Origin of the sequence: Halomarinibacterium sedimenti (genome assembly GCF_019312585.1) — a bacterium.
Classification (GTDB): domain Bacteria; phylum Bacteroidota; class Bacteroidia; order Flavobacteriales; family Flavobacteriaceae; genus Halomarinibacterium; species Halomarinibacterium sedimenti.
In genome coordinates, this window is record NZ_JAHWDP010000001.1 from 882,875 (window position 1) to 907,918 (window position 25,044).

Annotated in this window: 24 protein-coding genes and 1 tRNA gene; 15 read left to right on the top strand and 10 right to left on the bottom strand. The window is 35.1% G+C overall.

Translation table 11 applies throughout. The features are described from left to right. The first annotated feature begins 22 nt into the window (after positions 1 to 22). The gene (locus KXJ69_RS04205; RefSeq protein WP_219051590.1) at positions 23 to 247 is read left to right on the top strand and encodes a hypothetical protein; all 225 of its coding nucleotides are present in this window, start codon (positions 23 to 25) and stop codon (positions 245 to 247) included. Positions 248 to 311: 64 nt separating this feature from the next. On the opposite strand, the gene KXJ69_RS04210 is transcribed toward KXJ69_RS04205, so the two are convergent. The 3 genes from KXJ69_RS04210 to lepA form a co-directional block, all read right to left on the bottom strand. Then, positions 312 to 2,000: an Ig-like domain-containing domain gene (locus KXJ69_RS04210; RefSeq protein ID WP_219051592.1), complete on the bottom strand. Its 1,689-nt coding sequence runs from the start codon at positions 1,998 to 2,000 to the stop codon at positions 312 to 314. Between the two features lie 102 nt (positions 2,001 to 2,102). Beyond that, a complete protein-coding gene (locus KXJ69_RS04215) occupies positions 2,103 to 3,650 on the bottom strand; it encodes a LytTR family transcriptional regulator (protein ID WP_219051594.1) in 1,548 nt (515 codons plus the stop codon). Between the two features lie 74 nt (positions 3,651 to 3,724). Further along, positions 3,725 to 5,521 (bottom strand): translation elongation factor 4, encoded by a 1,797-nt coding sequence (gene lepA / locus KXJ69_RS04220; protein WP_219051596.1) that lies wholly within the window; start codon positions 5,519 to 5,521, stop codon positions 3,725 to 3,727. A 237-nt stretch (positions 5,522 to 5,758) separates the two neighbouring features. Between lepA and KXJ69_RS04225 the strand changes: the two genes are divergently transcribed. Next, the gene (locus tag KXJ69_RS04225; RefSeq protein ID WP_219051598.1) at positions 5,759 to 8,125 is read left to right on the top strand and encodes an outer membrane beta-barrel family protein; all 2,367 of its coding nucleotides are present in this window, start codon (positions 5,759 to 5,761) and stop codon (positions 8,123 to 8,125) included. 33 nt (positions 8,126 to 8,158) lie between these two features. Further along, complete coding sequence (dusB, locus tag KXJ69_RS04230; protein WP_219051600.1) at positions 8,159 to 9,151, top strand: tRNA dihydrouridine synthase DusB; 993 nt, start codon at positions 8,159 to 8,161, stop codon at positions 9,149 to 9,151. On the opposite strand, the gene KXJ69_RS04235 is transcribed toward dusB, so the two are convergent. Both KXJ69_RS04235 and rbfA read right to left on the bottom strand, forming a co-directional pair. Next, positions 9,148 to 10,353, bottom strand: coding sequence for an ABC transporter permease (locus KXJ69_RS04235; protein WP_219051602.1), 1,206 nt, complete (start codon positions 10,351 to 10,353; stop codon positions 9,148 to 9,150). The two genes, dusB and KXJ69_RS04235, sit on opposite strands and share 4 nt — an antisense overlap. 3 nt (positions 10,354 to 10,356) lie before the next feature. After that, positions 10,357 to 10,770, bottom strand: coding sequence for a 30S ribosome-binding factor RbfA (gene rbfA, locus KXJ69_RS04240; RefSeq protein WP_255571188.1), 414 nt, complete (start codon positions 10,768 to 10,770; stop codon positions 10,357 to 10,359). Positions 10,771 to 10,823: 53 nt separating this feature from the next. Between rbfA and mce the strand changes: the two genes are divergently transcribed. The 3 genes from mce (at position 10,824) to KXJ69_RS04255 (ending at position 11,723) form a co-directional block, all read left to right on the top strand. After that, positions 10,824 to 11,231, top strand: coding sequence for a methylmalonyl-CoA epimerase (mce, locus tag KXJ69_RS04245; RefSeq protein ID WP_219051604.1), 408 nt, complete (start codon positions 10,824 to 10,826; stop codon positions 11,229 to 11,231). Positions 11,232 to 11,281: 50 nt separating this feature from the next. Further along, a tRNA-Ile gene (locus KXJ69_RS04250) sits at positions 11,282 to 11,355 on the top strand. 140 nt (positions 11,356 to 11,495) lie between these two features. Beyond that, a complete protein-coding gene (locus KXJ69_RS04255) occupies positions 11,496 to 11,723 on the top strand; it encodes an Fjoh_0651 family PID-CTERM protein (RefSeq protein WP_255571189.1) in 228 nt (75 codons plus the stop codon). Here the strand turns inward: KXJ69_RS04255 and KXJ69_RS04260 are convergent. Beyond that, a complete protein-coding gene (locus KXJ69_RS04260) occupies positions 11,704 to 12,294 on the bottom strand; it encodes a riboflavin synthase (protein WP_219051606.1) in 591 nt (196 codons plus the stop codon). The genes KXJ69_RS04255 and KXJ69_RS04260 overlap by 20 nt on opposite strands. Positions 12,295 to 12,345: 51 nt before the next feature. Between KXJ69_RS04260 and pdxA the strand changes: the two genes are divergently transcribed. The 9 genes from pdxA to KXJ69_RS04305 all read left to right on the top strand — a co-directional run bounded on the left by pdxA (position 12,346) and on the right by KXJ69_RS04305 (position 19,722). Then, the gene (pdxA, locus tag KXJ69_RS04265) at positions 12,346 to 13,410 is read left to right on the top strand and encodes a 4-hydroxythreonine-4-phosphate dehydrogenase PdxA (protein WP_219051608.1); all 1,065 of its coding nucleotides are present in this window, start codon (positions 12,346 to 12,348) and stop codon (positions 13,408 to 13,410) included. 80 nt (positions 13,411 to 13,490) lie between these two features. After that, positions 13,491 to 14,027, top strand: coding sequence for a YceD family protein (locus tag KXJ69_RS04270; RefSeq protein ID WP_219051610.1), 537 nt, complete (start codon positions 13,491 to 13,493; stop codon positions 14,025 to 14,027). 9 nt (positions 14,028 to 14,036) lie between these two features. Then, positions 14,037 to 14,234 (top strand): 50S ribosomal protein L32, encoded by a 198-nt coding sequence (gene rpmF / locus KXJ69_RS04275; protein ID WP_219051612.1) that lies wholly within the window; start codon positions 14,037 to 14,039, stop codon positions 14,232 to 14,234. Positions 14,235 to 14,413: 179 nt separating this feature from the next. Then, on the top strand, positions 14,414 to 15,409 hold the full coding sequence (locus KXJ69_RS04280) for a beta-ketoacyl-ACP synthase III (protein ID WP_219051614.1): 996 nt from the start codon (positions 14,414 to 14,416) through the stop codon (positions 15,407 to 15,409). Between the two features lie 33 nt (positions 15,410 to 15,442). Continuing rightward, positions 15,443 to 15,931, top strand: a complete 489-nt coding sequence (gene accB / locus KXJ69_RS04285; protein ID WP_219051616.1) for an acetyl-CoA carboxylase biotin carboxyl carrier protein — start codon at positions 15,443 to 15,445, stop codon at positions 15,929 to 15,931. A 78-nt stretch (positions 15,932 to 16,009) separates the two neighbouring features. After that, a complete protein-coding gene (gene accC, locus KXJ69_RS04290) occupies positions 16,010 to 17,362 on the top strand; it encodes an acetyl-CoA carboxylase biotin carboxylase subunit (RefSeq protein ID WP_219051618.1) in 1,353 nt (450 codons plus the stop codon). Between the two features lie 84 nt (positions 17,363 to 17,446). Continuing rightward, entirely contained in the window at positions 17,447 to 18,577 is a 1,131-nt protein-coding gene (locus tag KXJ69_RS04295; protein ID WP_219051620.1) for an NAD(P)/FAD-dependent oxidoreductase, read from the top strand. Position 18,578: 1 nt separating this feature from the next. Next, positions 18,579 to 19,283: a monofunctional biosynthetic peptidoglycan transglycosylase gene (gene mtgA / locus KXJ69_RS04300; protein ID WP_219051622.1), complete on the top strand. Its 705-nt coding sequence runs from the start codon at positions 18,579 to 18,581 to the stop codon at positions 19,281 to 19,283. Beyond that, positions 19,264 to 19,722, top strand: coding sequence for a 3-oxoacyl-ACP synthase (locus KXJ69_RS04305; RefSeq protein WP_219051624.1), 459 nt, complete (start codon positions 19,264 to 19,266; stop codon positions 19,720 to 19,722). Before mtgA ends, KXJ69_RS04305 begins: the two co-directional genes overlap by 20 nt. On the opposite strand, the gene KXJ69_RS04310 is transcribed toward KXJ69_RS04305, so the two are convergent. The 4 genes from KXJ69_RS04310 to KXJ69_RS04325 all read right to left on the bottom strand — a co-directional run bounded on the left by KXJ69_RS04310 (position 19,708) and on the right by KXJ69_RS04325 (position 25,031). Continuing rightward, positions 19,708 to 20,646 carry an ABC transporter ATP-binding protein gene (locus tag KXJ69_RS04310; protein ID WP_219051626.1) on the bottom strand — a complete coding sequence of 313 codons (939 nt, stop codon included), beginning with the start codon at positions 20,644 to 20,646 and terminating at the stop codon, positions 19,708 to 19,710. The genes KXJ69_RS04305 and KXJ69_RS04310 overlap by 15 nt on opposite strands. 83 nt (positions 20,647 to 20,729) lie before the next feature. Next, positions 20,730 to 22,889 (bottom strand): prolyl oligopeptidase family serine peptidase, encoded by a 2,160-nt coding sequence (locus tag KXJ69_RS04315; protein WP_219051628.1) that lies wholly within the window; start codon positions 22,887 to 22,889, stop codon positions 20,730 to 20,732. Positions 22,890 to 22,961: 72 nt separating this feature from the next. Next, positions 22,962 to 23,339, bottom strand: a complete 378-nt coding sequence (locus KXJ69_RS04320) for a DoxX family membrane protein (protein ID WP_219051630.1) — start codon at positions 23,337 to 23,339, stop codon at positions 22,962 to 22,964. 93 nt (positions 23,340 to 23,432) lie between these two features. After that, positions 23,433 to 25,031, bottom strand: a complete 1,599-nt coding sequence (locus KXJ69_RS04325) for an FG-GAP-like repeat-containing protein (RefSeq protein WP_219051632.1) — start codon at positions 25,029 to 25,031, stop codon at positions 23,433 to 23,435. Positions 25,032 to 25,044: the final 13 nt, after the last annotated feature.

A 25,044-nucleotide genomic window follows, 5' to 3' on the forward strand; every position in this document is an offset into this window, starting at 1 on the left:
AGGCGTTTCTTAAAAAAGACTTATGAGGTTTCTATTTTCCCTACTTGTATTTTTTACCTTGCTTGTTTCTTGTAAGAAAGACGATTCTAGGTCTTGTACTATTTGCAATTCTCCAGAAACATTTGAATTTGAAGTTTGCCGAGAAAGTAATGGAAATGCTTCGGTTAATGGAGATGACACGGGAACCAATTACGACGTTTATGTATCAGGACTTGAAGAAGCTGGGGCAACCTGTGGAGGTAATTAAAAATTAATAACCCCAAGCAATCCTACTAGAACCACTTGGAGTTATTTTTCAAGAAATAGTATGTTTAAAAATTAGGCACGAACCAAATATCGTTTAGCAACGATGTGCCATTTTTACCACCATATATTACTATTTCTCCATCAATTGCAATACAATCAAACTCTTGACGACCTTTAAAATCCCCAGATCCAGAATCGTCGGAGATATGTGGCTCTAGTTCTAACCAAGTTTCGCCATCATCGGTAACCCAGGCATCATTTAGAGAATCAATACTAATTCCAGTATTTGGGTCTATCCCATTTCCGCCAAAAAGCCAAAGTACATCTCCGTCACTTTGCACTTCCATAACGTGTTCAGTTCTTTCAGAAAAGGGTGCAGTTGCAGACACTAAAGTCCAATTAACACCATTGGCGGAGGACCAAATATCATTCATTCTTTCAGTACCCGTTGAGCCTCCAGTAAGAATTATTTTATCTTTAAAAACAACGGCTTGATGTCCATATCTAGGTAAAAAGCCAGCATCATCTGTTTCTAGTATCCATTCAATTTCACCATTGGCATCGGGAATTCCATTTGTACTCCATACATCATTTTTTAATATCCCAGAGGCGCTTCCTCCAATAACATAAAGTCTATCGTAAAATACAACTGCTTGATGCTGGTGTCTGGGCGCATAATGTGTGCCCTGGCTCACATTTCCAGAATAAGGAACAAATTCCCAATTAATTCCATCGGAACTTTTATGAGCCGTACTACCATTACCGTTGAGCACCCAGATTTCATTTCTAAAAACAACCGCTTGGTGTTCTTCGCTAGGCGTAAAACCTTCGGGAGGAGCGGTATTTTCTTTCACTAAGCTCCATGTATTACCACCGTCGCTGCTATTCCAAACATCGTTATATTCTCCTCCGCTACCATCATCATTTATTGCGAGACCACCAATTATCCAAATTTTTCCATTATAATTAATCATTTGATGTCCTCTTCTACCAACTTGGTTGGCTATTGCATTACTAGAAATAAGGGTATAATTTCCATTTCCGCCAGAAGAACCATCATCTGTAGTGAATGAAAAAATAGATGAATTAACACCATTTCCAGCGGTATCTAATGCCTGTACGTACCAAAAATAGGTTGTATTAGGTAATAGCGAACCCACCGGAAGTGTTGTTCCTTGTACACCAGCACCTATTCTTACAGGAACGTTTTCTCCAAGGTAGACATCATAAACTATAGGATCATTTTCTGGATCTGTGGCAGCTTGCCACGACAATATTGGATCTGAAGGCACATCCATTTCATTGTCGAAAGGTGATACTAAATCAAAGGGATTAGGCGGTAAATTTTGAGCGTCTGCAGTAATAAAAGAAAAAACATTATTACTGTTTATATTCCCTCCACCACTAATTTTTGCTTTTACATACCACTTGTATTGTGTTGTTGGTAAAAGAGGGCTTGATACGGTATAAGTATTTGTGGTTATTCCACCTTTGTGAAGTTGTGTGGGCAATGAACCGCTAGGAACTTGATCTGCCTTTTGAATGTATAAATCGTAAGTTACAGATTCGCCATTAGGACCTGTACTTTCTTCCCAAGTAAAGGTGGGCGTAAAACTCACCCCGGTTGCATTGTTAGAAACAAATAATAAATTAAAACTGGAAGGATTAACAGCGCCTTCATTTGTATCATCTTTGCTACACGAAACTAGAACAGTTACAGAGAAAAGAAACAAGATTAATTTTGAGATTTTCATAGTATTTAATTTTATGATTCACTCCAAATGTACTTGTGACAGAGCCTCCTTTAAAAAGAATGTGATGAATTACAGGAAAAACGATACGAACAACAGATTCCTTTAAGAAAGATTTTGCTTATAGGTTCTAGATACAGGAATTTCTACCCCATTTTGAAGCCTTAGAGAGGTTGCGTTTAATGATTGAATGACATTTTTATTTACAATAAAGGAGCGATGTGTCTGCACAAAATTTGGAGGTAATTGATTGGCTACAGTTTTTAACTTATTGCGATCAATAACCTTTTTTTCCTTAGAATAAAATTCCAAATAATTACCATCAGACTTAATATAATCTAAATCCTTTATATACACCTTCGCTTTGTTGTTAAGTGCAATGTATTTTGCCTCCACTTTTTTTTCAATAGCAGCTTTTTCAGATTCAACATTCTTTACTTTTTGAATATATGCCACAAGCTTCCTCCCCAAAAATAGAGATATAATTAAAAACAGAATAGATAAAGTTGCCCATTGCCATCTTCTCCTTGTTTGTTGAGATAGTAGAAGTGCGGTTTCTTGATTGGCCTTTTCAAGCCTTAAAATGTCGTTTGTTTGTTTTTCTACTTGATATTTTGAGGTAATTTCTGCGATGCGTTCATTTTCTTGAAAAGTAGCTATAGAATCTTTAATTTTTGAAAGTGTTTCAGCATACAGGAAGGCATTCTTGTAATCACTTTTGTTTTTATACCCAAGAATGAGCATTTCATACATTAATGGTTTTAGAGAGCGTTTTTCAGAAAGTTTTATAGCCGTTAAAAGATTTCTAATTCCTTCGTCATTTATGTTTAGCCTAATTTGAGATTTCCCCAAAATAAAATAGGAGAAATCTAAATTTTGGGTATAACCAATATTGTTTTTTATCTCTATGGCTTTTTTTGCCATTTCAATAGCTTCAAGATATTTTTTATTATCAATATAATTTTTACTTAAGTCATGATAAATAACCGAAGCAAGCCTTGATTCACTTTGGTTTTCTATACTTTTTAATGCTTCAAAACAAATTTTCAACTTGGTTTCATAATTTTCTTCTGCACCACGCTTTACATCTTCATGGGTCACAGACAAACTATTATTATTAAAATTAGAGTGGTGTAATGATTTATCATAAAAATAGTCTGCTTGTTTGTTTTTTCCTTCATTTTCATAGATTATGCCAACATTTAGATAGGTTCTAGCAAGATAATCATGAGAGCCTATTTCCTCAAAAATGTATAAAGCAATTAAATAGTTTTCTAAAGCAATGTCCCTTTGTTCTTTAAGAGAGTTTATGGATCCAAAATTAGCATAGGTAATACCTAAGTCTATTTTGTTAATTTTTGATTTATTCTGAAGGTTTTGGTTTAGTAATTTTTCAGCTTCTTGATACTTTTTTTTGCTAATTAAATAGGTTGCATGTTGAGCAATGGCTTGCCCTATAACAGAAACATCACCCTGCTTTAAAGCTTTTTTATAGGCCAAACCTGAGTAGTATAAAGCACTATCTTGATTCGTCTTATAAAAAACTTTGGCTTTTTGCAACAACGAATCAAAGTCGATTTGCGTATGGTTTTGAGAAAAGGCTGTAGATTCAGATAGAATTAGAAAGCCAATAATGAAAAGTACTTTATTCATACTGAAAAAGGTACAAAAAAAACTGAAGCGTATAAACTTCAGTTTTAATGTATTATAAAATGGAGGTGTTCGTTTTAGTCATTCAATTTTAACACTGCCATAAACGCTTCCTGAGGAATTTCAACATTCCCTACAGCGCGCATACGTTTCTTTCCTTTTTTCTGTTTTTCAAGTAGCTTTCTTTTTCTTGAAATATCTCCACCATAACATTTGGCGGTAACGTCTTTTCGAAGCGCTTTTACTGTTTCACGAGCAATAATTTTTGCACCAATAGCGGCTTGTATTGGAATATCAAACTGCTGTCGTGGAATTAATTGGCGTAATTTTTCGCACATTTTTTTTCCAATATCGTAGGCATTGTCTTGGTGTAACAATGCTGAAAGTGCATCTACGACATTGGCATTTAGTAATACGTCTACCTTAACTAATTTTGAGGCACGCATCCCAATAGGAGCATAATCGAAAGAGGCATATCCTTTCGAAACCGTTTTTAATCGATCGTAAAAATCGAATACAATTTCGGCCAAAGGCATATCGAAACTTAATTCTACACGATCTTGAGTTAAATAAGTTTGATTGGTAATTTGCCCTCGTTTTTCAATACACAATGACATTACGGACCCAACAAAATCAGATTTTGTGATAATGCTTGCCTTAATGTAAGGTTCTTCAACTCTGTTTAGTGTAGATGGTTCTGGTAAATCACTAGGATTATTAACAAGAATGATGGTATCGGGTTCTTTATTCGTAAAAGCGTGATAGGACACGTTTGGCACCGTTGTGATAACGGTCATATCAAACTCACGCTCTAAGCGCTCTTGAATAATTTCAAGATGGAGCATTCCTAAAAAGCCACATCGAAAACCAAACCCTAATGCTGCCGAACTTTCAGGCTGAAAGACTAAAGAGGCATCATTTAACTGAAGCTTTTCCATAGAGCTTCTCAATTCTTCATAATCTTCAGTATCTACAGGGTAGATTCCTGCAAAAACCATGGGCTTTACATCTTCAAACCCTTCAATCATGTTGGTGGTAGGATTTTTAGAATCGGTAATAGTATCACCCACTTTTACTTCACGGGCATCTTTAATTCCTGTAATTAAATAACCAACATCTCCAGTTTTTACTACTTCTTTAGGCTGTTGCTTTAAACGTAAGGTTCCAACTTCATCGGCAAAATAAGATTTGCCCGTAGCCATGAATTTTATTTGTTGCCCCTTTTTAATTTCACCATTCAAGACTCTAAAATAAGTTTCAACCCCTCGAAAAGGGTTATAAACAGAATCAAAAATTAATGCTTGAAGAGGTTCATCAGCAATTCCTTTGGGAGCAGGCACACGTTCAACAATAGCCTTTAAAATTTCTTCAATTCCAATTCCTGTTTTCGCACTCGCTGGAATCACTTCTTCTGGGTCACATCCTAAAAGGTCTACAATATCGTCAATTACTTCCTCTGGCTTTGCCGAAGGAAGGTCTACTTTATTTAGTACAGGAATGATTTCCAGGTCGTTTTCTAAAGCCAAGTAAAGATTAGAAATAGTTTGTGCTTGAATGCTTTGTGCCGCATCTACAACTAAAAGTGCACCTTCACAGGCCGCAATAGAACGGGAAACCTCGTAAGAAAAATCGACGTGACCAGGAGTGTCAATAAGATTTAAAACATATTTTTCACCTTCATACACATAATCCATTTGTATGGCATGACTTTTTATAGTGATACCACGCTCTCTTTCCAAATCCATACTATCCAACAATTGATCTTGTTTTTCTCTATCTGTAACAGAGCCAGTGGCATCCAATAACCTATCGGCAAGGGTACTCTTCCCGTGATCAATGTGCGCGATAATGCAAAAATTGCGAATATTCTTCATAAATAACTTCTTCCTAGCAATTAAGGTTGCAAATATAGATTAAAAATAAAGCTTAAAATACTTAAAATTTGACTTGTAAGAATTTTAATGTTAAAAGAAAATGCGGATATTTGTTATTCAATTTTAATTACTTAGCCAAAGCAGAGTTTCTACTAAAGATTAAGATGAGTTTCTTTTGTAGAATATTAAAAAGACATGCGAACGTACATTCTTATATACTTTCTATCCTTTTGGACTTTGATAACAGCCCAAAATCATACACTTACGGGCATTATCGTCGATGAAAATAATTCCCCTATTTCATTTGTAAATGTGGTTTTATATCAAAAAGCCGAATCAGAACCTTTTACCGGAACTGCTTCAGATGAAAAAGGAAATTTTAAATTAGAGTCAATTTCTCAAGGAGAGTATACGCTCGAAATAAGCATGATTGGTTTTAAAACAAAGACTTTGCCTATATCTATTTCTGAAAATATTTCTTTAAACACCATACAAATTGAAGAAGATGCTGAACAATTAGGTGAAGCCGTTGTGACGGCCAAAAGACCAACGATTCAAAAAACGGCGGGAATGTTGGTGTTTAATGTTGAAAACTCATCACTTTCCACGGGTAATTCGTTGAATTTGTTATCTAAAACACCAGGGGTGTTGGTTCTTGGGGGGAATATTTCTATTAAGAATCAGCCTACAACTATTTACATTAATGGGAGGAGGGTATATCTTTCTGCTTCCGAAACAGTTTCTTTTCTTCAAAATTTAGACGCCTCTGTTGTAAAGCAAGTAGAGGTTATAACAAATCCGTCGTCTCAGTTTGACGCAGAATCTGGGACGGTGTTAAATATTATTACTTCAAAGAATCTAACTCCAGGCTATAAAGGCTCAATCAGCAGTACTTACGAACAGGCAATTTTTTCTAAATATACTTTTGGGACTAGCCATTTTTACAAGAATAATTGGTTAAACCTATATGGCAGTTATAGCTTCAGTCCTAGAAAGGAAAATAAGGATCAAGATTCTTATATCCGGTTTTTTGAGGCAGACGAAACAACCACTAGCACCATCTGGGAAAGCGATTTTAATAGAATTACAAGAAGCTATGGGCATCAAGGTAATTTTGTGGCTGACATTGATTTTGACGATAGGAACGCTCTTAACGTAACAGCAAATATTTTTGTGTCACCTAATAAGGAGTATAAAAACCATCAAAACACGGCCATTTTTAACGCACAACGACAACTGGACTCTACCTTTTTTACGAAAAGCTTAATGGATACAGATGTTACCAATATTGCGTTGGGCACAGACTATAAAACAAAAATAAACGAGAATGGAGGAGCGCTCACTATTGGCGGAAATTATATAACGTACACCAGCGATCAGTCTCAAGAATTGAAAAGTGATTATTTTCTTCCGAATGGAGATTTTATAAAAAGTATTCAATTTGAAACAAATGCAACGCAAGACACTAAAATTGCCACTGGATATCTAGATATAAGCACAGGTCTTTTTGAAGGAACTCTTGAAACAGGGTTAAAATATTCCAATATTGACACCAATACAGGCTTGGATTATTTCAATCTTGTAAATGGAAGCATGGTTTTAAATCCTTCACTTTCAGATAAATTTACCTATGAAGAATCCATATTTGCTGGCTATTTTAGTTTTGATAAAGGCTTCGAAAAATGGAATATAAGCCTTGGAACTAGAGCTGAGTATACTGATGTAAAAGGAATTTCTGTGTCTTTAGGTAGTTTAAATACACAGGAATATTTTAAGTTGTTTCCTTCAGCATCAGTGGAATATCAGTTGGATTCAAACAATTCTTTTGGCGTAAATTATGCTAGAAAAATTGAAAGGCCAAGGTACCAAAGTTTGAATCCTTTTCGATATTTTTTAAATGAAAATAATTTTAATGAAGGAAACCCAAATTTAGTGCCTTCTATAGAAGATAAAGTTACCTTAAGCTATACCCACAAAGGGAAGTGGTTTTTTGAATTGTATTATCAAACCATCGAAAATTCTTTAGAAATATTAAATTTTCAGAACAACGAAACCTTTACTTTTAGACAGCTTGACGCTAATTTAATTGACTTTTTTCAATACAGTTTTGATGTGGTTTACTCTGCTCCAATTGGTAATTTTTGGTATGCAAGTTTTGTGACTTCAACCTATTATTTGGAGAATGAATTCTTTGCTGTTGAAAGTTCTCAAGAAAGAGCCCAAAATCATACCCTCGGGTTTTTTGCTCAAGCCTATAGCCAAATTACACTTTCTCAAAAAGGAGGATTTACATCGGATGTATCCGCGCGTTATATTTCAAACCTAATTTCAGGTTCTTTAGATTATAAAAATATTTTTGATCTTTCCATTTCATTTAGAAAGTCATTCTGGAATAGGAGCGCTAGCATTTCAGCAGGAGTGGATGATATTTTTCAAACCAATAATGTGCGAGTTTCTTCTAGGTATTTAAATCAGGACAACTCCTATTTTGCGAGACCCGAATCTAGAAAGTTTTGGATTGGATTTAAATACAATTTCGGAAACTACAGTCTTCGCGAAAACAAGAAAACCATTAGCACAAAAGAAGGCGACCGTCTACAATAATTTATCCACAAGAAATTCACTATTTTTGCACCCATGGCCAAAATTGGTAACATAGACGTTGGAGATTTTCCCTTGCTTCTTGCTCCTATGGAGGATGTAAGCGATCCACCTTTTCGTGCACTTTGTAAGGAACAAGGTGCAGATGTGGTATTCACTGAGTTTATTTCTTCGGAAGGTCTTATTCGTGATGCCGCAAAAAGTGTAATGAAACTTGATATTTATGAAAAAGAGCGCCCAGTGGGCATTCAAATATTTGGTGCGGTTCTCGATTCGATGCTTCAAAGTGTTGAGATTGTTGAGGCAAGCGGTCCCGATATGATTGATATAAACTTTGGATGCCCAGTTAAAAAAGTGGTATCCAAAGGCGCTGGTGCTGGCATTTTAAAAGATATAGATTTAATGGTATCGCTTACGGAAGCCATGGTGAAACACACGAAGCTTCCTATAACAGTAAAAACGAGATTGGGCTGGGATTACGATTCCATTAAGATTGTTGAGGTTGCCGAAAGACTGCAAGATGTAGGTTGTCAAGCAATTTCTATTCATGGAAGAACACGTGCTCAAATGTATAAAGGTGATGCCGATTGGGCACCTATTGCAGAAGTAAAAAATAACTCCCGAATGCACATCCCTGTTTTTGGTAATGGCGATGTAAATTCACCAGAAAGAGCCATGGAGATGCGGGATAAATACGGACTTGATGGAGCAATGATAGGAAGAGCTAGTATTGGTTACCCTTGGTTTTTTAGTGAGGTGAAACATTATTTTAAAACTGGAGAACACCTTGCGCCGCCCACCATGGAAGAAAGAGTTTATGCTGCCAAAAGACACCTCCAAATGGCTATTGATTGGAAAGGGGAAAAATTAGGTGTTTTTGAAACCCGCCGTCATTATACCAATTACTTTAAAGGGATTCCAGACTTTAAAGAATATCGAATGAAAATGGTCACCAGCGATGACTCTGCTTCCGTTTTTGAAGCTTTTGATGAAGTTTTGGAAAAATTTGGAGACTTCCAATTTGTCTAAGAAAGCAACCGATTGGAAACTCGTAACGATGCTATTTTGGAAGCCATTCCTCCTAATAACGTGATAGTTAAAAATACAATCAAGAGGTTTATTATATTAAATTTCACTGGATAGGGCAAGGATTCAGTAATAGGAACAAAGCCATATTGTATTTGTAATAACACCAATACGCTTCCTAAAAAAAGACCAATAAACACTCCTATAAGTGTCATTAAAAGACCATTGTAAAAGAATACTTTTCTAATTTCCTTTAGTGTTAAACCTAAAAAGTATAGTGTTTTAATATTTCCTCTTTTTTCAAGAATAATCATAATAATCGTTCCTGCAAGATTAAAAATGGCTATCGCTGCAATAAGACTCACAAAAAGGTACGTAAAGAGATTTTCAGAATTCAGCATTTTATACAAAGCATCGTTTTGCTGAAATCTATTTTTAATGATAATTTCTTCAGGAAAAATTCCTGAAATGCCTGCTTTTACTTTATCCTCTTGAGCTGAGGGATTTAATTTAAACTCTAGGAATGAAACTTTTGTACTATCAAGTCCTAGTAGATTTCTTGCAAAATCAATATCCGAAAAAAGGTATTTTCCATTTAATTCATCATTAATTTCATAAATACCAGAAGCCACCACCCTTTCAGAATTAAAGGCAGAAGTTGGATCTAGAACATTTATTTGACCTGTTCCTGGTTTTGGCACATACACTTCAATTAACTTACCATAATCTCTTGGTGGGATAGATAATTTAGCCGAAATACCGAAACCAATCACCACTTCATTCTGATTTGGAATCAACCAATCACCCACTAGAAGTAGACTATCAACAGGTGTAACTTTTGAATAATTTTCATCGACTCCTTTGATGAATGCAATATGATTTTTACCCTCATAACGAATAAAAATTCGTTCTTCTATAGTTTTTGAAACGGCTTCAATTCCTTCAATTTTCTGAATTTTTATAAACTGTTCCTCGGTGATTTGAAGTGTTTTTCCCTTTGCAGGAATTACTTTTAAATCACTATCAAACATATTGGTAAACTGAAGCGCAAACTCTTTTAGACCAGAAAATCCAGAAAGCACTATAAATAATGCCATAGCACCTAGGATAACAGCAATAATGGCAATTCTAGAAATAATGTTTACAGCATTTTTATTACTCTTTGAAAACAAATAACGCTTTGCGATGTAGAGCGGGTAGTTCACAAATTAATTTTTCTTCCTTTTGGGTAATAGATTAGGATCTTTGATTGGGTTAGCCTCTCCTTTCACCGCTTTTTCAATTTGTTCGATGTATTCAAGAGAATCATCGTTATAAAAAGTAAGATCTGGCATTTTTCGCAATTGATGTTTTGTAAGTTGTGCGATTTGATGCTTTATTTTTGGTTTTAGAACGTTTAATTCCTTTACCATGGCATTTCCTTTTTCAGGAGGGAAAACACTTACGTAAACCTTTGCTAAGGATAGGTCAACTGTTACAGAAACTTTAGACACCGAAACAATTATGCCTGTTTGTCCACTATTTCTTAGGAATTCTTGAAGCACGCTAGCAAGGTCTTTTTGTAAAACCCCAGCAATTTTTTTTTGTCTATTACTTTCTACCATAGTGCAAAAATAGTACATTTAATAGGATGGGCAGTTAATTTATTACTTTTGAAAAAGTGAAAAAACTAAATATGAATAAAATAGAGCACCTTGGCATTGCAGTAAAGGATATTGAACAAGCAAATAAATTATACGAAAGCCTTTTAGGATATACTCATTACAAAACAGAAGCCGTAGAGAGTGAAGGAGTTATAACCTCTTTTTTTAAAAGTGGTGAAAATAAAATAGAACTATTAGAGGCAACCAATGAGGAGAGTCCGATAGCAAAATTTATTGAAAAAAAAGGAGAAGGAATCCACCACATAGCTTTTTCCGTAGATAATATTAAGAAAGAAGTTGAAAGACTTAAAAAGGAAGGATTTACTATCCTGAATGAAGAGCCAAAAAAAGGAGCAGATAATAAATGGGTTGTTTTTTTACACCCAAAAAGCACAGGCGGTGTGTTAATTGAGCTTTGTCAAGAAAGGAACAATAGCTAAATTTGTTTTGCAGTATAACTTAAAGTGTTTTACATTTGCAACTTGTTTTTGGTCCCATAGCTCAGCTGGTTAGAGCACCTGACTCATAATCAGGGGGTCCTTGGTTCGAGCCCAAGTGGGACCACTTATAGTTTAAAAGGATTAAATAGAATAAATAAACATTACCCAAAATGCAATTTTTTAATTAAATTTTGGTTAATAAATGGTTGATAACAAGCTTTTTTGTTTGTTGTTTAAAAAAAATTATTACTTTAGCCCCTGAATATGCGACCCCAAATCGTAACTATATTAACCCTATTGCTATTCTTAATGAATGGCATTTCTATGCTTGGGCAGTCTTCGACTGCATCTTCAGGCCCACCACCTCCAGCTCAAAGAACACCAGTAGATTTACCCATTGATGGTAGTGTTTACTTACTTCTTATTGCGGGATTAGTTTATGGTGTATACCTAATTATAAAGAACAAAAGGGTTAGCGATACGCATTCATAATTCTACTTACGTATTTCCCAATTACATCAAATTCTAAGTTTACGATGCTACCAACTTTTAGCATTTTAAAACTTGTATTTTCATAAGTATAGGGAATGATAGCTACACTGAAAGAATTTTTTTTGGAATTTACAACAGTCAAGCTCACACCGTTTACCGTTATTGATCCCTTTTCAATAGTAATATTTTCCAAGTTCTGTTGGTATTCAAAAGTGAATGACCAGCTACCATTAGTTTCTTCCATAGAAGTGCAAACAGCAGTTTGATCCACATGACCTTGCACTATGTGACCATCAAGTCGTTCGCCGAGTTTCATAGCTCTTTCTAGATTTACAATATCTCCTTCAACTAGTTGTCCTAAATTACTTTTGTCCAGTGTTTCCTTAATGGCAGTAACAGTGTAATAGTCATTTTCAATATTAACGACAGTTAAACAAACACCATTGTGCGCTACACTTTGATCTATTTTAAGCTCATTTGTAAAATTGCTTTCAATAGTAATGTGGAGATTGTTATTTTCTTTTTCCAGTAAAACTATTTTACCAATCGTTTCTACAATACCTGTAAACATGCTTTCAATTAATTACATTTGTAGCACAAAAGTAACAAGGAGTATTTGTTTATGGGTAAAAATGAAAAAATAATTGTTGGAATTTCCATTGGTGACTATAACGGGATTGGGAGTGAGGTCATATTAAAAACCTTTCAAGATAGTAGAATGCTTGAATTTTGTACTCCTGTAGTATTTGCTTCAGTTAAGCTGATGTCTTTTTTTAAAAAGGAATATGACATGGAAATTAATTTTCATGGCATTGATAAAATTGAAGATGTTATCCATAAAAAAATTAATGTTTTAAATGTTTGGAAAGAACCAATCGAAGTAAATTTTGGAAAAGAAGAAGCTAAAGCAGGAGAATTTGCAATTACATCCTTGAAAGCTTCAGTTGAGGCGCTTAAGAACGACAAAATTGATGTATTAGTCACTGCTCCCATTAATAAAAGTAATGTACAATCAAAATCGTTTAGTTTTCCAGGACATACAGATTATTTAGCAAAAGAATTGGGCGGCAACAGCCTTATGTTTATGATTTCTGAAGAATTAAAAATTGGGTTACTTACAGACCATGTTGCCGTTAAGGATGTTCCAGGAACTATTACAAGAGAACTCATTGAAAAAAAGATTAATACCATCAACAAAACATTAATTGAAGACTTTGGTATTATAAAACCAAAAATTGCTGTTTTGGGAATTAACCCACATACGGGGGATAATGGGGTAATTGGCGACGAGGATGACACTGTTTTAAGACCAACTATAGAAAATATTAGAAATAACGGGAAAATTGTGTTAGGACCTTATGCTGCAGATAGCTTTTTTGGATCAGGAAACTATAAAAGCTTTGATGCAGTAGTAGCTTCTTATCACGACCAAGGGCTTATTCCATTTAAAACGCTAGCTTTTGGTCAAGGAGTTAACTATACAGCGGGGTTAAGCAAAATTAGAACTTCTCCAGACCACGGAACAGCTTACGAAATTGCAGGAAAGAATCAAGCCAATGAATCTTCTTTTAAAGAAGCTGTTTTTGCGGCCATTCAAATTTATAAAAACAGGGAAGAATATCAATTATATGCCCAAAATCCATTAAAAGTTACTGCAAAAAAAGAATATTCAAAAAAGAATTTTTAAAAAGGATAAGCAAATAGAAATATTTTTTATCTTTGCGACCGCCTTTTTTGGAAGGCAAATGTTTAAATATAGATGTGAAAATGAATGAAATGAAAGAATTTGCAATCCCTTTTGTGGGGTTGAAATTGGGGAAACACATCTTTACTTTTGAAATAAGGAACACGTTCTTTGAACATTTTGAGTATGATGAGTTTAATGATGTAAACATTTCATTAGAAGCGGTTCTCGATAAGAAAACTACACTTTTGGAATTTACTCTTGATTTTTCTGGGTTTGTAAAGGTTAATTGTGATTTAACGAATGAACCTTTTAATCAAGAAGTATCAGGCAATTATCATTTTGTAGTAAAGTTTGGCGAGGAGTTTAATGATGAAAACGAAGATTTACTTATCCTTCCTCACGGAAGCTATCAAGTAAATATTCAGCAATATATATATGAATCTATTGTTCTTGCTTTACCATCAAAAAGAATCCATCCGGGAGTAAAAGACGGAACATTAAAATCGGATATACTCGAAAAATTAGAAGAATTAAGCCCTAAAGGCAAAGACATTTCAGAAGAAACAGATATAGATCCCCGTTGGGACAACTTAAAAAAATTATTAACAGATAAATAGAATTGAGTAATGGCACATCCTAAAAGAAAAATCTCGAAAACAAGAAGAGATAAAAGAAGAACACATTACAAGGCCACGTCACCACAAATTGCTACAGATCCTACTACAGGAGAGGCACATCTTTTCCATAGAGCTCATTGGCACGAAGGAAAATTATATTACAAAGGGCAAGTGGTTATTGACGCAGTAGAATCAGTAGAAGCATAAGTAGTTTATATAAAAAACTAAAAACTCTCACAATCTATTAATTGATCGTGAGGGTTTTTTATTTTCTTTCTAATAATTTAAAAAGGTGCTTTTTTTGATCATTTTTGATTAAAAATTAGTATTTTTCAGTCTTATTTATTGCTTTTTGGCCTTTTTTGTGAATTTTAATACAAATCTATATGTCTAAAATCACTGCAGCCATTACCGCTGTGGGAGGATACGTCCCAGACTATGTACTTTCCAACCAGATACTGGAAACCATGGTAGATACCAACGATGAATGGATTACCGCTAGAACAGGTATTAAAGAACGCAGAATTTTAAAAGATAAAGACAAAGGAACCTCTTATCTAGCCATAAAAGCCGCAGAAGACCTTCTTAAGAAAAGTAATACTAACCCAAAAGATATAGATTTGGTGATTATGGCGACGGCCACACCAGATATGCCCGTAGCGGCAACAGGCGTTTACGTTGCGAGTAAAATTGGAGCCGTAAACGCTTTTTCTTTTGACCTAGTGGCAGCGTGTTCCAGTTTTTTATATGGAATGTCTACTGCCGCCAGATATATTGAATCGGGGAAATACAAAAAAGTACTTTTAATTGGAGCAGATAAAATGTCCTCCATTATAGATTACGAAGACAGAACTACATGTATTATTTTTGGAGATGGAGGAGGAGCTGTTCTTTTTGAACCTAATACCGAAGGGCTAGGATTAATTGATGAACATCTGCGGTCCGACGGAATAGGAAGAGCACACCTTAAAATAGACGCTGGAGGTTCTTTACTTCCTGCATCCATTGAAACTGTCACAAACAAGCAACATTATGTTTTTCAAGATGGGAAAACAGTATTTAAGTTTGCGGTTTCCAATATGGCAGATGTATGTGCGAAAGTCATGGAAAAAAATAATTTAGAGGGGAAGGATGTAAATTGGTTGGTACCACACCAGGCAAACAAACGGATTATTGATGCAGCGGCCAATAGAATGGAACTCCCAGAAGAAAAAGTAATGATGAATATCCATAAATATGGAAACACAACCTCCGCAACGTTACCTCTATGCCTCCATGACTATGAAAAGCATTTAAAAAAGGGAGATAATTTAATTTTTGCTGCTTTTGGAGGAGGATTTACTTGGGGAGCTGTCTATGTTAAATGGGCATACAATTCATAAAAAAAATAAACGACCAATTAAACAAATAACAATATGGACTTAAAAGACATTCAAAATCTAATCAAGTTTGTAGCAAAATCTGGAGCTAGCGAAGTGAAACTTGAAATGGAAGATGTTAAAATCACCATTAGAACTGGACACGAAAATGATGAACCTACTTATATTCAGCATATACCAGCGCCAATTCAGCAACAAGCGCAACCGACTATAGCGCAACCACAGGCAGAAAGTACACCAGCTCCTGTTAAGGAAGCTGCCGCACCGGCAGATGAGAGTTCAAAATATATAACTGTAAAGTCTCCAATTATTGGTACTTTTTACAGAAAACCTTCTCCAGATAAACCTGTATTTAAGGAAGTGGGTGATATGGTGTCAGTAGGCGATGTTCTTTGTGTTATTGAAGCAATGAAATTGTTTAATGAAATTGAAAGTGAAGTTTCAGGAAAAATTGTGAAAGTTTTAGTGGAGGATTCATCTCCAGTAGAGTTTGATCAACCCTTATTCCTTATAGACCCATCTTAATTGTCAAATCCCAAATCCCAATAATCAAATTCTTTTCAATTGGAAATTTGGTGACGGAGATTTGAAAATTAGCAAACTATGTTTAAAAAAATATTAATAGCCAATAGAGGTGAAATTGCCTTACGAGTTATAAGGACTTGTAAGGAGATGGGAATTAAAACAGTTGCGGTGTATTCTACTGCAGATGCAGAAAGCCTTCACGTACGTTTTGCAGATGAAGCCGTTTGTATAGGACCACCACCAAGTAGCGAAAGCTATTTAAAAATTTCAAACATCATAGCCGCTGCTGAAATTACTAATGCCGATGCCATTCATCCTGGATATGGATTCTTGTCTGAAAATGCTAAGTTTTCAAAAATATGTGAGGAACATGGCATTAAATTTATTGGTGCCTCTGCAGATATGATCCAAAAAATGGGAGACAAAGCCACCGCTAAAGCTACCATGAAAGAAGCTGGGGTACCTTGTGTTCCTGGAAGTGATGGTATAATTCCTGATTTTGAGACCTGTAAAAAAGTAGCTAAAGAAACGGGATATCCTGTGATGTTAAAAGCTAGTGCAGGTGGAGGAGGAAAAGGGATGCGAGGTGTTTGGAAAGAAGAAGATTTACTAGCCGCTTGGGAATCTGCGAGACAAGAAAGTAAAGCTGCTTTTGGAAATGATGACATGTATATGGAAAAGCTTATTGAAGAGCCCCGTCATATCGAAATACAAATTGTTGGAGATAGCACCGGAAAGGCTTGTCATTTAAGTGAAAGAGATTGCTCAATTCAGCGTCGTCATCAAAAATTAACAGAGGAGACGCCAAGTCCATTTATGACTAAAAAGCTTAGAGATGATATGGGTAAAGCGGCTGTGAAAGCTGCGGAATATATCAATTATGAAGGCGCAGGAACCATCGAATTTTTGGTAGATAAACACCGCAATTTCTATTTTATGGAAATGAATACTCGTATTCAAGTTGAGCATCCTATTACCGAACAAGTGGTAGATCACGATTTAATTAGAGAGCAAATTTTGGTAGCTGCTGGGATTCCAATTTCAGGGAAGAATTATTTGCCACAGCTTCATTCTATAGAATGTAGAATTAATGCCGAAGATCCTTATAACGGGTTTAGACCTTCCCCTGGAAAAATAACCGTTTTACATGCGCCAGGAGGTCATGGAGTGCGATTAGATACTCATGTATATGCTGGCTATGTGATACCGCCAAATTATGACTCAATGATTGCGAAGCTAATTACAACTGCGCAAACAAGAGATGAGGCAATTAATAAAATGAAAAGAGCTCTTGACGAATTTGTCATTGAAGGTGTAAAAACCACCATTCCCTTTCATAGACAATTAATGGATGATCCTGCGTATGTTTCAGGAAATTATACCACAGCGTTTATGAATACCTGGAAAATGAATACACCAGAAGAACAATAAATTTATAGCACTTAAATTTAGAATATACCCATTTCAAAAAGTAATATCTTTGAAATGGGTATTTTTTTAACCAAACTCTAGCTATTGAATCTATCTTATTGGGAATATAAAACTTGGTTTCAAAACATTGACTACGCCATCATTGGAAGTGGAATAGTTGGGTTAAGTTGTGCGCTATCCCTTCGTGAGAGGCATCCTAATGCCAAAATTGTTGTTTTTGAAAGAGGCACCTTACCTAACGGGGCTAGTACCAAAAATGCTGGCTTTGCATGTTTTGGAAGCTTGTCCGAAATTATTGAAGATTTAAAAACACATTCTGAAGATGAGGTGGTTGAATTGGTTAAGAAAAGAGTGAGGGGGTTAGAGTTGCTTCGGAAGAATCTAGGCGATAAAAAAATCGATTTTCAGCGACACGGAGGCTATGAACTTTTCACCCTTGAGGATGAAAATTTATATGAAAATTGCCTTTCAAAATTGCCTTACATTAATAATTTACTAAAAAAAACTATTTTTAACGAAAATGACGTGTTTTCTATTAAAAATAACACATTTTCGTTCAAAAAAGTTCAAAAAACGCTTATTTTTAATCGATTTGAAGGGCAGTTAGATACCGGCAAAATGATGCAAGCGCTTATTCAAAAATGTATAAATAAGGGTGTTTTTATAGTAAATTCGTTCAGAATTGAGTCATTTTTATCAAAAAATGATCAAATAGTAATGAATTTTGAGCAATTTGGAGAAATTTCGACAAAAAAGCTATGTATTGCTACAAATGGTTTTGCAAATCAGCTTATAAATACTCAAGATTTGAAACCAGCCAGAGCCCAAGTGCTTATTACTAAACCCATAAAAAATCTTCATATTAAAGGGACTTTTCATTTGGATAGAGGCTATTATTATTTCAGAAATATAGACGATAGAATCCTTTTGGGAGGTGGAAGGAATTTAGACATTATAGGAGAAACTACCACTAGTTTGGAATTGACTTCCCTTATTCAAAATAGATTAGAGGATTTATTACGTACTACCATTATCCCAAACATTCCGTTTGAAGTGGAACAGCGTTGGAGTGGGATTATGGGTGTTGGATCACAAAAAAAACCTATCGTTAAGAAGATAGAGGACAATGTGTATTGCGGTGTTAGATTAGGAGGAATGGGCGTAGCTATTGGTAGTTTGGTGGGTAGCGAGTTAGCAACTATAGCACAGACTTAAGATGATAAAAAAGGTATTTAAATTCATTTGGAAATCCATTTTATGGTTTTTGGGACTTAGTATCTTATGGGTAGTAATTTACAAATGGGTGCCAGTACCTTATACTCCTTTAATGGCTATTCGCTCTTTGGAAGCCGAAGGTGATTTTGAAACAAAACATGATTGGGTACCTATAGAAGAAATCTCTACTGAGCTACAACTCGCAGTCATTTCTGCCGAAGATCAAAATTTTTTATATCATAAAGGATTTGATTATGAAGCCATTCAAAAAGCATATAAAAACAATCAAAAAGGAAGGCGAATAAAAGGAGGTAGCACCATTTCGCAACAAACGGCAAAGAATGTTTTTCTATGGCCAAATAGAAGTTGGTTGCGCAAAGGATTGGAGACGTATTTTACATTTCTAATCGAAACCCTTTGGAGTAAAGAACGAATTTTAGAAGTATATCTCAACAGTATTGAAATGGGTAATGGAATCTATGGAGCCGAAGCCGCCTCGCAATATTGGTTCAAAAAAAGTGCTAAAAAATTAACTAGATATCAAGCAGCATCTATTGCTGTGATACTTCCAAATCCTAGAAAATATAAGGCATCCAATAGTTCAAACTATATTGAAAATAGAAAACAATGGTTGGTTCGACAAATGCAAAATTATGGTACATTTACTTTAAAACAATCTAAGGAGGATGACGGCAAAAGAAATTAAAGAGGCGTTATTTAAAATTTGTGCCGAGAAGGTTGAAAACCGCTATCAAAAAATTAAACAGGTTTTAGAAGATATAAAAGAGTCGTTACTAGAAGAAAGCAAGAGTACTGCAGGGGACAAACATGAAACGGGACGTGCCATGCTTGATATTGAACGAGAAAACACATCAAAACAATTGCAGGAGGTTGAGGTGTTAATGTCCATTCTTAAAAAAATAGATATTAATTCAAAATCAGATTACGTGCGTTTAGGAAGTTTGGTAAAGACAGATAAAGCTACCTATTTTATAAGCCTTTCTATAGGAGCTGTTGACTTAAATAAGAAGTCTTATCTATGTGTGGCGCTAAATTCTCCAATGGGACAAGGATTATTGGGGAAGAAAAGGGAAGATACTTTTACTTTTAACAATCAAGAATACAAAGTATTATTGGTTTCTTAGTTGTAAGTAAACTTCTATATTTAATTTGATAGGATTCTGGTTTTCAAAGAAAATTAAATGGTCTCCAAATTTGGTTTGTATTAAGTAATTTTTCCCTTTAAAATAGTTTTTCTGAATAAGTACCTTAAATTCTGTTTCATTTTCTGAAAGTTGTAATTGATTAGGAAGTAAGATAAGTTCTTCATTCGACAAAATTCCAGAAGGAACTATGGAAACTTCTCCAAAAAAACCAGCTTGATACACATTGTCTAGGGCGTTATAAATATTTTCAGGAGTGTCTAGCTTTTCAATCTTTCCGTCCTTTAAAAGCAATATTTTATCCGAAAAAGCTAAAGCCTCTTCGGCATCATGGGTTGCTGTAATACAAGCGATATTATTTTCTTTTAAATACCCAAAAAGCTTTCTACGTAATGTATTTTTTCTGAAAGTATCAATATTACTGAAGGGCTCATCAAGCAATAGTAGTTGAGGTTCCTTTGCAAGCGCTTTTGCAAGCGCTACACGTTGTTTTTGACCGCCGCTAAGGTTTTTCACCATAGTTTCAGGAAAAGATTCCATTTCAACTACCTCTAATAGCTCATTTACTCTTTTTCTATCACTTTTTAAATCCAGCCTTGAAAGATGGGTCGCAATATTTTCAGCCACTGAAATAAAAGGCATGACCTTAAATTCTTGAGCGACCAATTTCATAGAATCTTCCCCTGGGACTAAATTGAAATTGGGGCCTAGAAGCTGTTTATCTTCCCAATATAAGGTGCCTTTTTCTAAATGAAGTAGTCCGTAAATGATGTGTAATAAAGTAGATTTTCCGCAACCACTTTCTCCTAAAACTGATAAATGCTCCCCTTTTTCTAACGAAAAGGAAATGTCCGATAGAATTTCTTTATCAGCGTATGAAAAAGAGTTTATTGCTACTTGAAGCATACTGTTTTATAAAATGAAAAAGGTTGTCAACTACGTTTCAAATTTGCTTAACGCGACAACCTTTTGCAATAAAATGATTTTTATTATTCCTTAATTCCAGTATTTACTTTTTCTGGAAGGACTTCATAACCCATATTATAAAGCGTAAAACCAAAAATATCTGCGTACTGCTCAATAGTTTTATGAATTGGTGTTCCAGCACCATGTCCTGCATCCGTTTCAATTCTAATTAATACCGGATTATTACCTGCTTGATTTTCTTGCAATGTTGCAGCAAACTTAAAACTATGTGCTGGCACAACCCTATCATCGTGATCTCCAGTAGTCACTAATGTGGCAGGGTATTCGACCCCTTTTTCTACATTGTGAACAGGGGAATATCCCAATAAATAATCAAACATTTCTTTACTGTCTTCGGCAGTTCCATAATCATACGCCCATCCCGCACCTGCAGTAAAAGTATGGTACCTTAACATGTCCAATACGCCAACAGCTGGTAAAGCTACCTTCATTAAATCTGGGCGCTGGGTCATGACAGCACCCACGAGCAATCCTCCATTAGACCCCCCACGAAGAGCTAAATAGTCTTTGGAAGTGTATTTGTTTTCAATTAAATATTCGGCAGCCGCTATAAAATCATCAAAAACATTTTGCTTTTGCATTTTTGTGCCTGCTTTATGCCATTCTTTTCCATATTCACCTCCACCACGAATATTTGGAACAGCGTAAATACCGCCTCGTTCCATCCAGACAGCATTTGGGATGCTAAAAGCGGGAGTAATACTAATATTAAAGCCGCCATAGCCATAAAGAATGGTTGGGTTTTTACCATCGAGTTTTATACCTTTTTTATGGGTGATAATCATAGGGACTTTGGTACCATCTTTTGAGGTAAAAAAGACTTGATTGCTTTCATAGTTTTCTGAATTGAAATCGATTTTTGGTTTTCGGTATAATTCAGATTTCCCAGTTTCCATATTGTATTTGTAGATACTTCCAGGGGTAGTATAATTGGTGAACGAATAGTATAGTTCTGTTTCATCCTTTTTTGCTCCAAATCCTCCTGCACTACCAAGGCCAGGCAATTCAATTTCTCTTATAAGTTTTCCAGCGAAGTCATACTGAAAGACTTTTGAAATGGCATCTACCATATATTCGGCAAATATGTATTTTCCTCCCGTTGAGGGGGTAAGTACATTTTTAGTTTCAGGAATTACGTCTACCCAATTTTCTGGTGTTGGATTTGAAACATCCACTTTTACAATTTTTTTATTAGGAGCATTGAGGTTGGTGTTTAGGAACAAGGTTGAACCTTGATTATCCATAACGTAGGTGTCACTATCGGTATGATCCAAAATAGTTATAAACGAACTGTTGGGTTTTTCTAAATCTTTTATAAATAGTTTATTTCCAGAAGTAGAAACACTTGCTGTAACAACAAGATATTTATCATCTTCGGTAACAAAACCACCTACATAGCGATGTTTTTCTTCAGGGGTCCCTCCAAATATGAGCTTATCACTTTTTTGAGGTGTTCCTAATTTATGGTAGTAAAGTTTATGTTGATCTGTTTTTGCTGAAAGCTCACTTCCTTTAGGCTTTTCATAACTTGAATAATAAAATCCTTCATTTCCTTTCCAGGAAAGACTGCTAAACTTAATATCGACTAGGGTATCTTCAACAATTTCTTTCGTTTCGGCATCCATGACTAATACTTTTCTCCAATCACTTCCACCTTCCGAAATACTGTAAGCGGCAATTTTTCCGTTTCGTGAAAAGCTTAGGTTGCCTAGAGAAATAGTACCATCTTCTTTAAATTTATTTGGATCTAAAAATACTTGAGCGGTGCTTGGATCTTCGTTGGTTTTATAACGATAAACTACGTATTGGTTTTGTAACCCGTCATTTTTAAAAAAGTATGTGTAATCCCCTTCTTTAAAAGGAGCTGTTACTTTTTCATAATTCCAAAGGCTAGAAAGGCGTTCTTTTAATTCATTTCTAAATGGAATAGTATCCAAATAACCAAAGGTTACCTTATTTTGAGCTTTTACCCAAGCTTCTGTTTGCGAGCTCATATCGTCCTCCAACCATCTAAAGGGGTCTGAAACTTGGGTATCAAAATAAACGTCGACCGAATCTACTTTATCTGTAACAGGGTAAGACACAACAATAGGTTTTTTTTCAATTTCGTTTTGGCAGCTTATAAGTAAAATAGCTGCAAATAAAGACACAAAGTATTTCATTTACAAGATTTTTAACCTTGTAAAAATACTAAATAAAAGGTGTTAAAGTGTTAAAATGATAGTCTTAACCATCTATTGAAAAAGTGGTCTATAGGATTTCCAGTATTTATAAATTAAAATCGCATTGATAGAGACAATAATAATGGCTGGCAAAACGCGAGGGATGTCTAAAAAAAGATGAAACAAAAGTACGTTTAAGGAAATAGGTACTAATACAAGCAACGCAAAAGGAACCCATTTTTTGAATAACAATAACAGCCCAATGAAAATCTCTAAAACTCCAATAAGCGGCAACACATAACCTGATGCAGAAAGTGAACTCATAAAGTTAGCTCCTTCGGGAAGCTGTGGAAGTGGCATAAAACTAAAATCGATAAACTTATTTAATCCAAAAATAATAAGGATAAGTGCTAAAACAACGCGAAGAATTTTGGTAAATGTTGAGTTCATAGGTGATGGTTTTGAGTTACTTAAATATAATGAAAAAAGAAACACCACCACTTTTTTTAGTGACGGTGCTTAATTTTTTATAAAACTTAAAGCCTATTTTTTTATGAAGCGTTGGGTTTTAACTAATTTATTGTCGAAAACTCTTAAAATGTAATTTCCTTCAGCTAAGTAAGAAACATCTATAGAATCTGAATTTAACCTTGCATTCATCACTCTTTTCCCGTTCATATCAAAAATAGTGTAAATAGGATCATTAAACTCGGTAGTTTGACGAAGATTTAAAATTCCTTCAGTAGGGTTAGGGAAGGAAATTAAATTGTTTACCAGATTTTCATCAATACCAGCAATAATGGTAGAACCTTCTTCTACAGAAATTACTTGATCCACTGCAACATCTTCTAAAACATCAATAATTCCAGAAGTCCAATAAATGGTAATGGTGGTAATTTCGGTATCTGACCCTAGTCCAAAATGAGTATTTAAGGTACTCATATATCTAAAACCTTCACCACTTCGAACATCTCTAATTTGTGTTCCTGAAGCGCTTTCGATTTCTACGCGAGCGCCTAAACCGTTAATATTGCTTTCAACTCCAATTGTATTAATAGTTAACCAGTGATTAGAGTTTCCATTGTTCATATAAATGGTGGATCCAGTAAAACTGTCGATAAACCCGTCGTTATTTAGGTCTGCAAAAGATCCATTATTATCCGGTAAAAGGTCACTTACTAAGGCAAAAGTAAGGTCGCCGTTTCCAATTAGGATATTACCATTAGATGCGATATCTGGATATCCATCATTATTGAAATCGTAAGTTGCGTTTTCAATTCCAGTATCGGTCATTCCTTCCACACCCGAACCAGCAGTTACGTCTGTAAAAGTACCATCACCGTTGTTTCTCATTAACTTGTGGTCTCCAGTACTAGCTCCCACAAAAACATCCATATCACCATCATTGTCATAATCTGCCCATGCAGATGACCAAGTTTGCATAGGATCTGCAAGACCAAGGTCTAATGCATTTTCTGTAAAAGTACCGTCTCCATTATTAGTATGCATTTGATTTGTTCTTCTTTCTTCACTACCACCACATTTTGCAATAAACATATCAACATCACGATCATTATCATAATCAATCCAAACGCTTCCATAGTTTCCACCAGAAGGGAAATCACCTAAACCACCTTGATTAAAAGAAAAGTTACCCAACCCATCGTTTATATAGTAAACGTTAGGTTCTACATCGTGACAAACGAAAGCATCCATGTGACCATCGTTATTAATATCCACAAAGTTTGATCGTTGAGAAAATACATATTCTGGACCAGATACTTCAGTAAATCCAGTTCCGTCTGAATTTGCTCTCATAAAAGTCACACCACTTCCACCTCCGTAAAGTAAATCGGTATATCCATTTCTATCATAATCTGCAGCTGCTAAGCTCCAAGAAGGACCAAAATCTGCTGGGGAAGTTGTAATATTTACCTCATTAAATGAACCATCGGGTTGTTGATAAAATATTTGAACATTGGTATTGGTTACAGATACAATATCATCCAAGAAATCTCCATTCATGTCTACGGCGGCTCTATCTGAACCCGTTGTGCCTATGCCTTGACTAGTCCAGCCAAGTTGGGCACTTGCCGTAAAAAAGCAGGCCAAAAATAAAATTGGTAAAAGTATTTTTTTCATAATAAAAAGTGTT

What these genes read in the sequence shown, in the direction of transcription:
- KXJ69_RS04205 (WP_219051590.1), top strand. Translation starts at nt 23, where the DNA reads ATGAGGTTTCTATTTTCCCTACTTGTATTTTTTACCTTGCTTGTTTCT.
- KXJ69_RS04210 (WP_219051592.1), bottom strand. Translation starts at nt 2,000, where the DNA reads ATGAAAATCTCAAAATTAATCTTGTTTCTTTTCTCTGTAACTGTTCTA.
- KXJ69_RS04215 (WP_219051594.1), bottom strand. Translation starts at nt 3,650, where the DNA reads ATGAATAAAGTACTTTTCATTATTGGCTTTCTAATTCTATCTGAATCT.
- lepA (WP_219051596.1), bottom strand. Translation starts at nt 5,521, where the DNA reads ATGAAGAATATTCGCAATTTTTGCATTATCGCGCACATTGATCACGGG.
- dusB (WP_219051600.1), top strand. Translation starts at nt 8,159, where the DNA reads ATGGCCAAAATTGGTAACATAGACGTTGGAGATTTTCCCTTGCTTCTT.
- rbfA (WP_255571188.1), bottom strand. Translation starts at nt 10,770, where the DNA reads ATGTACTATTTTTGCACTATGGTAGAAAGTAATAGACAAAAAAAAATT.
- mce (WP_219051604.1), top strand. Translation starts at nt 10,824, where the DNA reads ATGAATAAAATAGAGCACCTTGGCATTGCAGTAAAGGATATTGAACAA.
- KXJ69_RS04255 (WP_255571189.1), top strand. Translation starts at nt 11,496, where the DNA reads ATGCGACCCCAAATCGTAACTATATTAACCCTATTGCTATTCTTAATG.
- KXJ69_RS04260 (WP_219051606.1), bottom strand. Translation starts at nt 12,294, where the DNA reads ATGTTTACAGGTATTGTAGAAACGATTGGTAAAATAGTTTTACTGGAA.
- pdxA (WP_219051608.1), top strand. Translation starts at nt 12,346, where the DNA reads ATGGGTAAAAATGAAAAAATAATTGTTGGAATTTCCATTGGTGACTAT.
- KXJ69_RS04270 (WP_219051610.1), top strand. Translation starts at nt 13,491, where the DNA reads ATGAATGAAATGAAAGAATTTGCAATCCCTTTTGTGGGGTTGAAATTG.
- rpmF (WP_219051612.1), top strand. Translation starts at nt 14,037, where the DNA reads ATGGCACATCCTAAAAGAAAAATCTCGAAAACAAGAAGAGATAAAAGA.
- KXJ69_RS04280 (WP_219051614.1), top strand. Translation starts at nt 14,414, where the DNA reads ATGTCTAAAATCACTGCAGCCATTACCGCTGTGGGAGGATACGTCCCA.
- accB (WP_219051616.1), top strand. Translation starts at nt 15,443, where the DNA reads ATGGACTTAAAAGACATTCAAAATCTAATCAAGTTTGTAGCAAAATCT.
- accC (WP_219051618.1), top strand. Translation starts at nt 16,010, where the DNA reads ATGTTTAAAAAAATATTAATAGCCAATAGAGGTGAAATTGCCTTACGA.
- mtgA (WP_219051622.1), top strand. Translation starts at nt 18,579, where the DNA reads ATGATAAAAAAGGTATTTAAATTCATTTGGAAATCCATTTTATGGTTT.
- KXJ69_RS04305 (WP_219051624.1), top strand. Translation starts at nt 19,264, where the DNA reads ATGACGGCAAAAGAAATTAAAGAGGCGTTATTTAAAATTTGTGCCGAG.
- KXJ69_RS04310 (WP_219051626.1), bottom strand. Translation starts at nt 20,646, where the DNA reads ATGCTTCAAGTAGCAATAAACTCTTTTTCATACGCTGATAAAGAAATT.
- KXJ69_RS04315 (WP_219051628.1), bottom strand. Translation starts at nt 22,889, where the DNA reads ATGAAATACTTTGTGTCTTTATTTGCAGCTATTTTACTTATAAGCTGC.
- KXJ69_RS04320 (WP_219051630.1), bottom strand. Translation starts at nt 23,339, where the DNA reads ATGAACTCAACATTTACCAAAATTCTTCGCGTTGTTTTAGCACTTATC.
- KXJ69_RS04325 (WP_219051632.1), bottom strand. Translation starts at nt 25,031, where the DNA reads ATGAAAAAAATACTTTTACCAATTTTATTTTTGGCCTGCTTTTTTACG.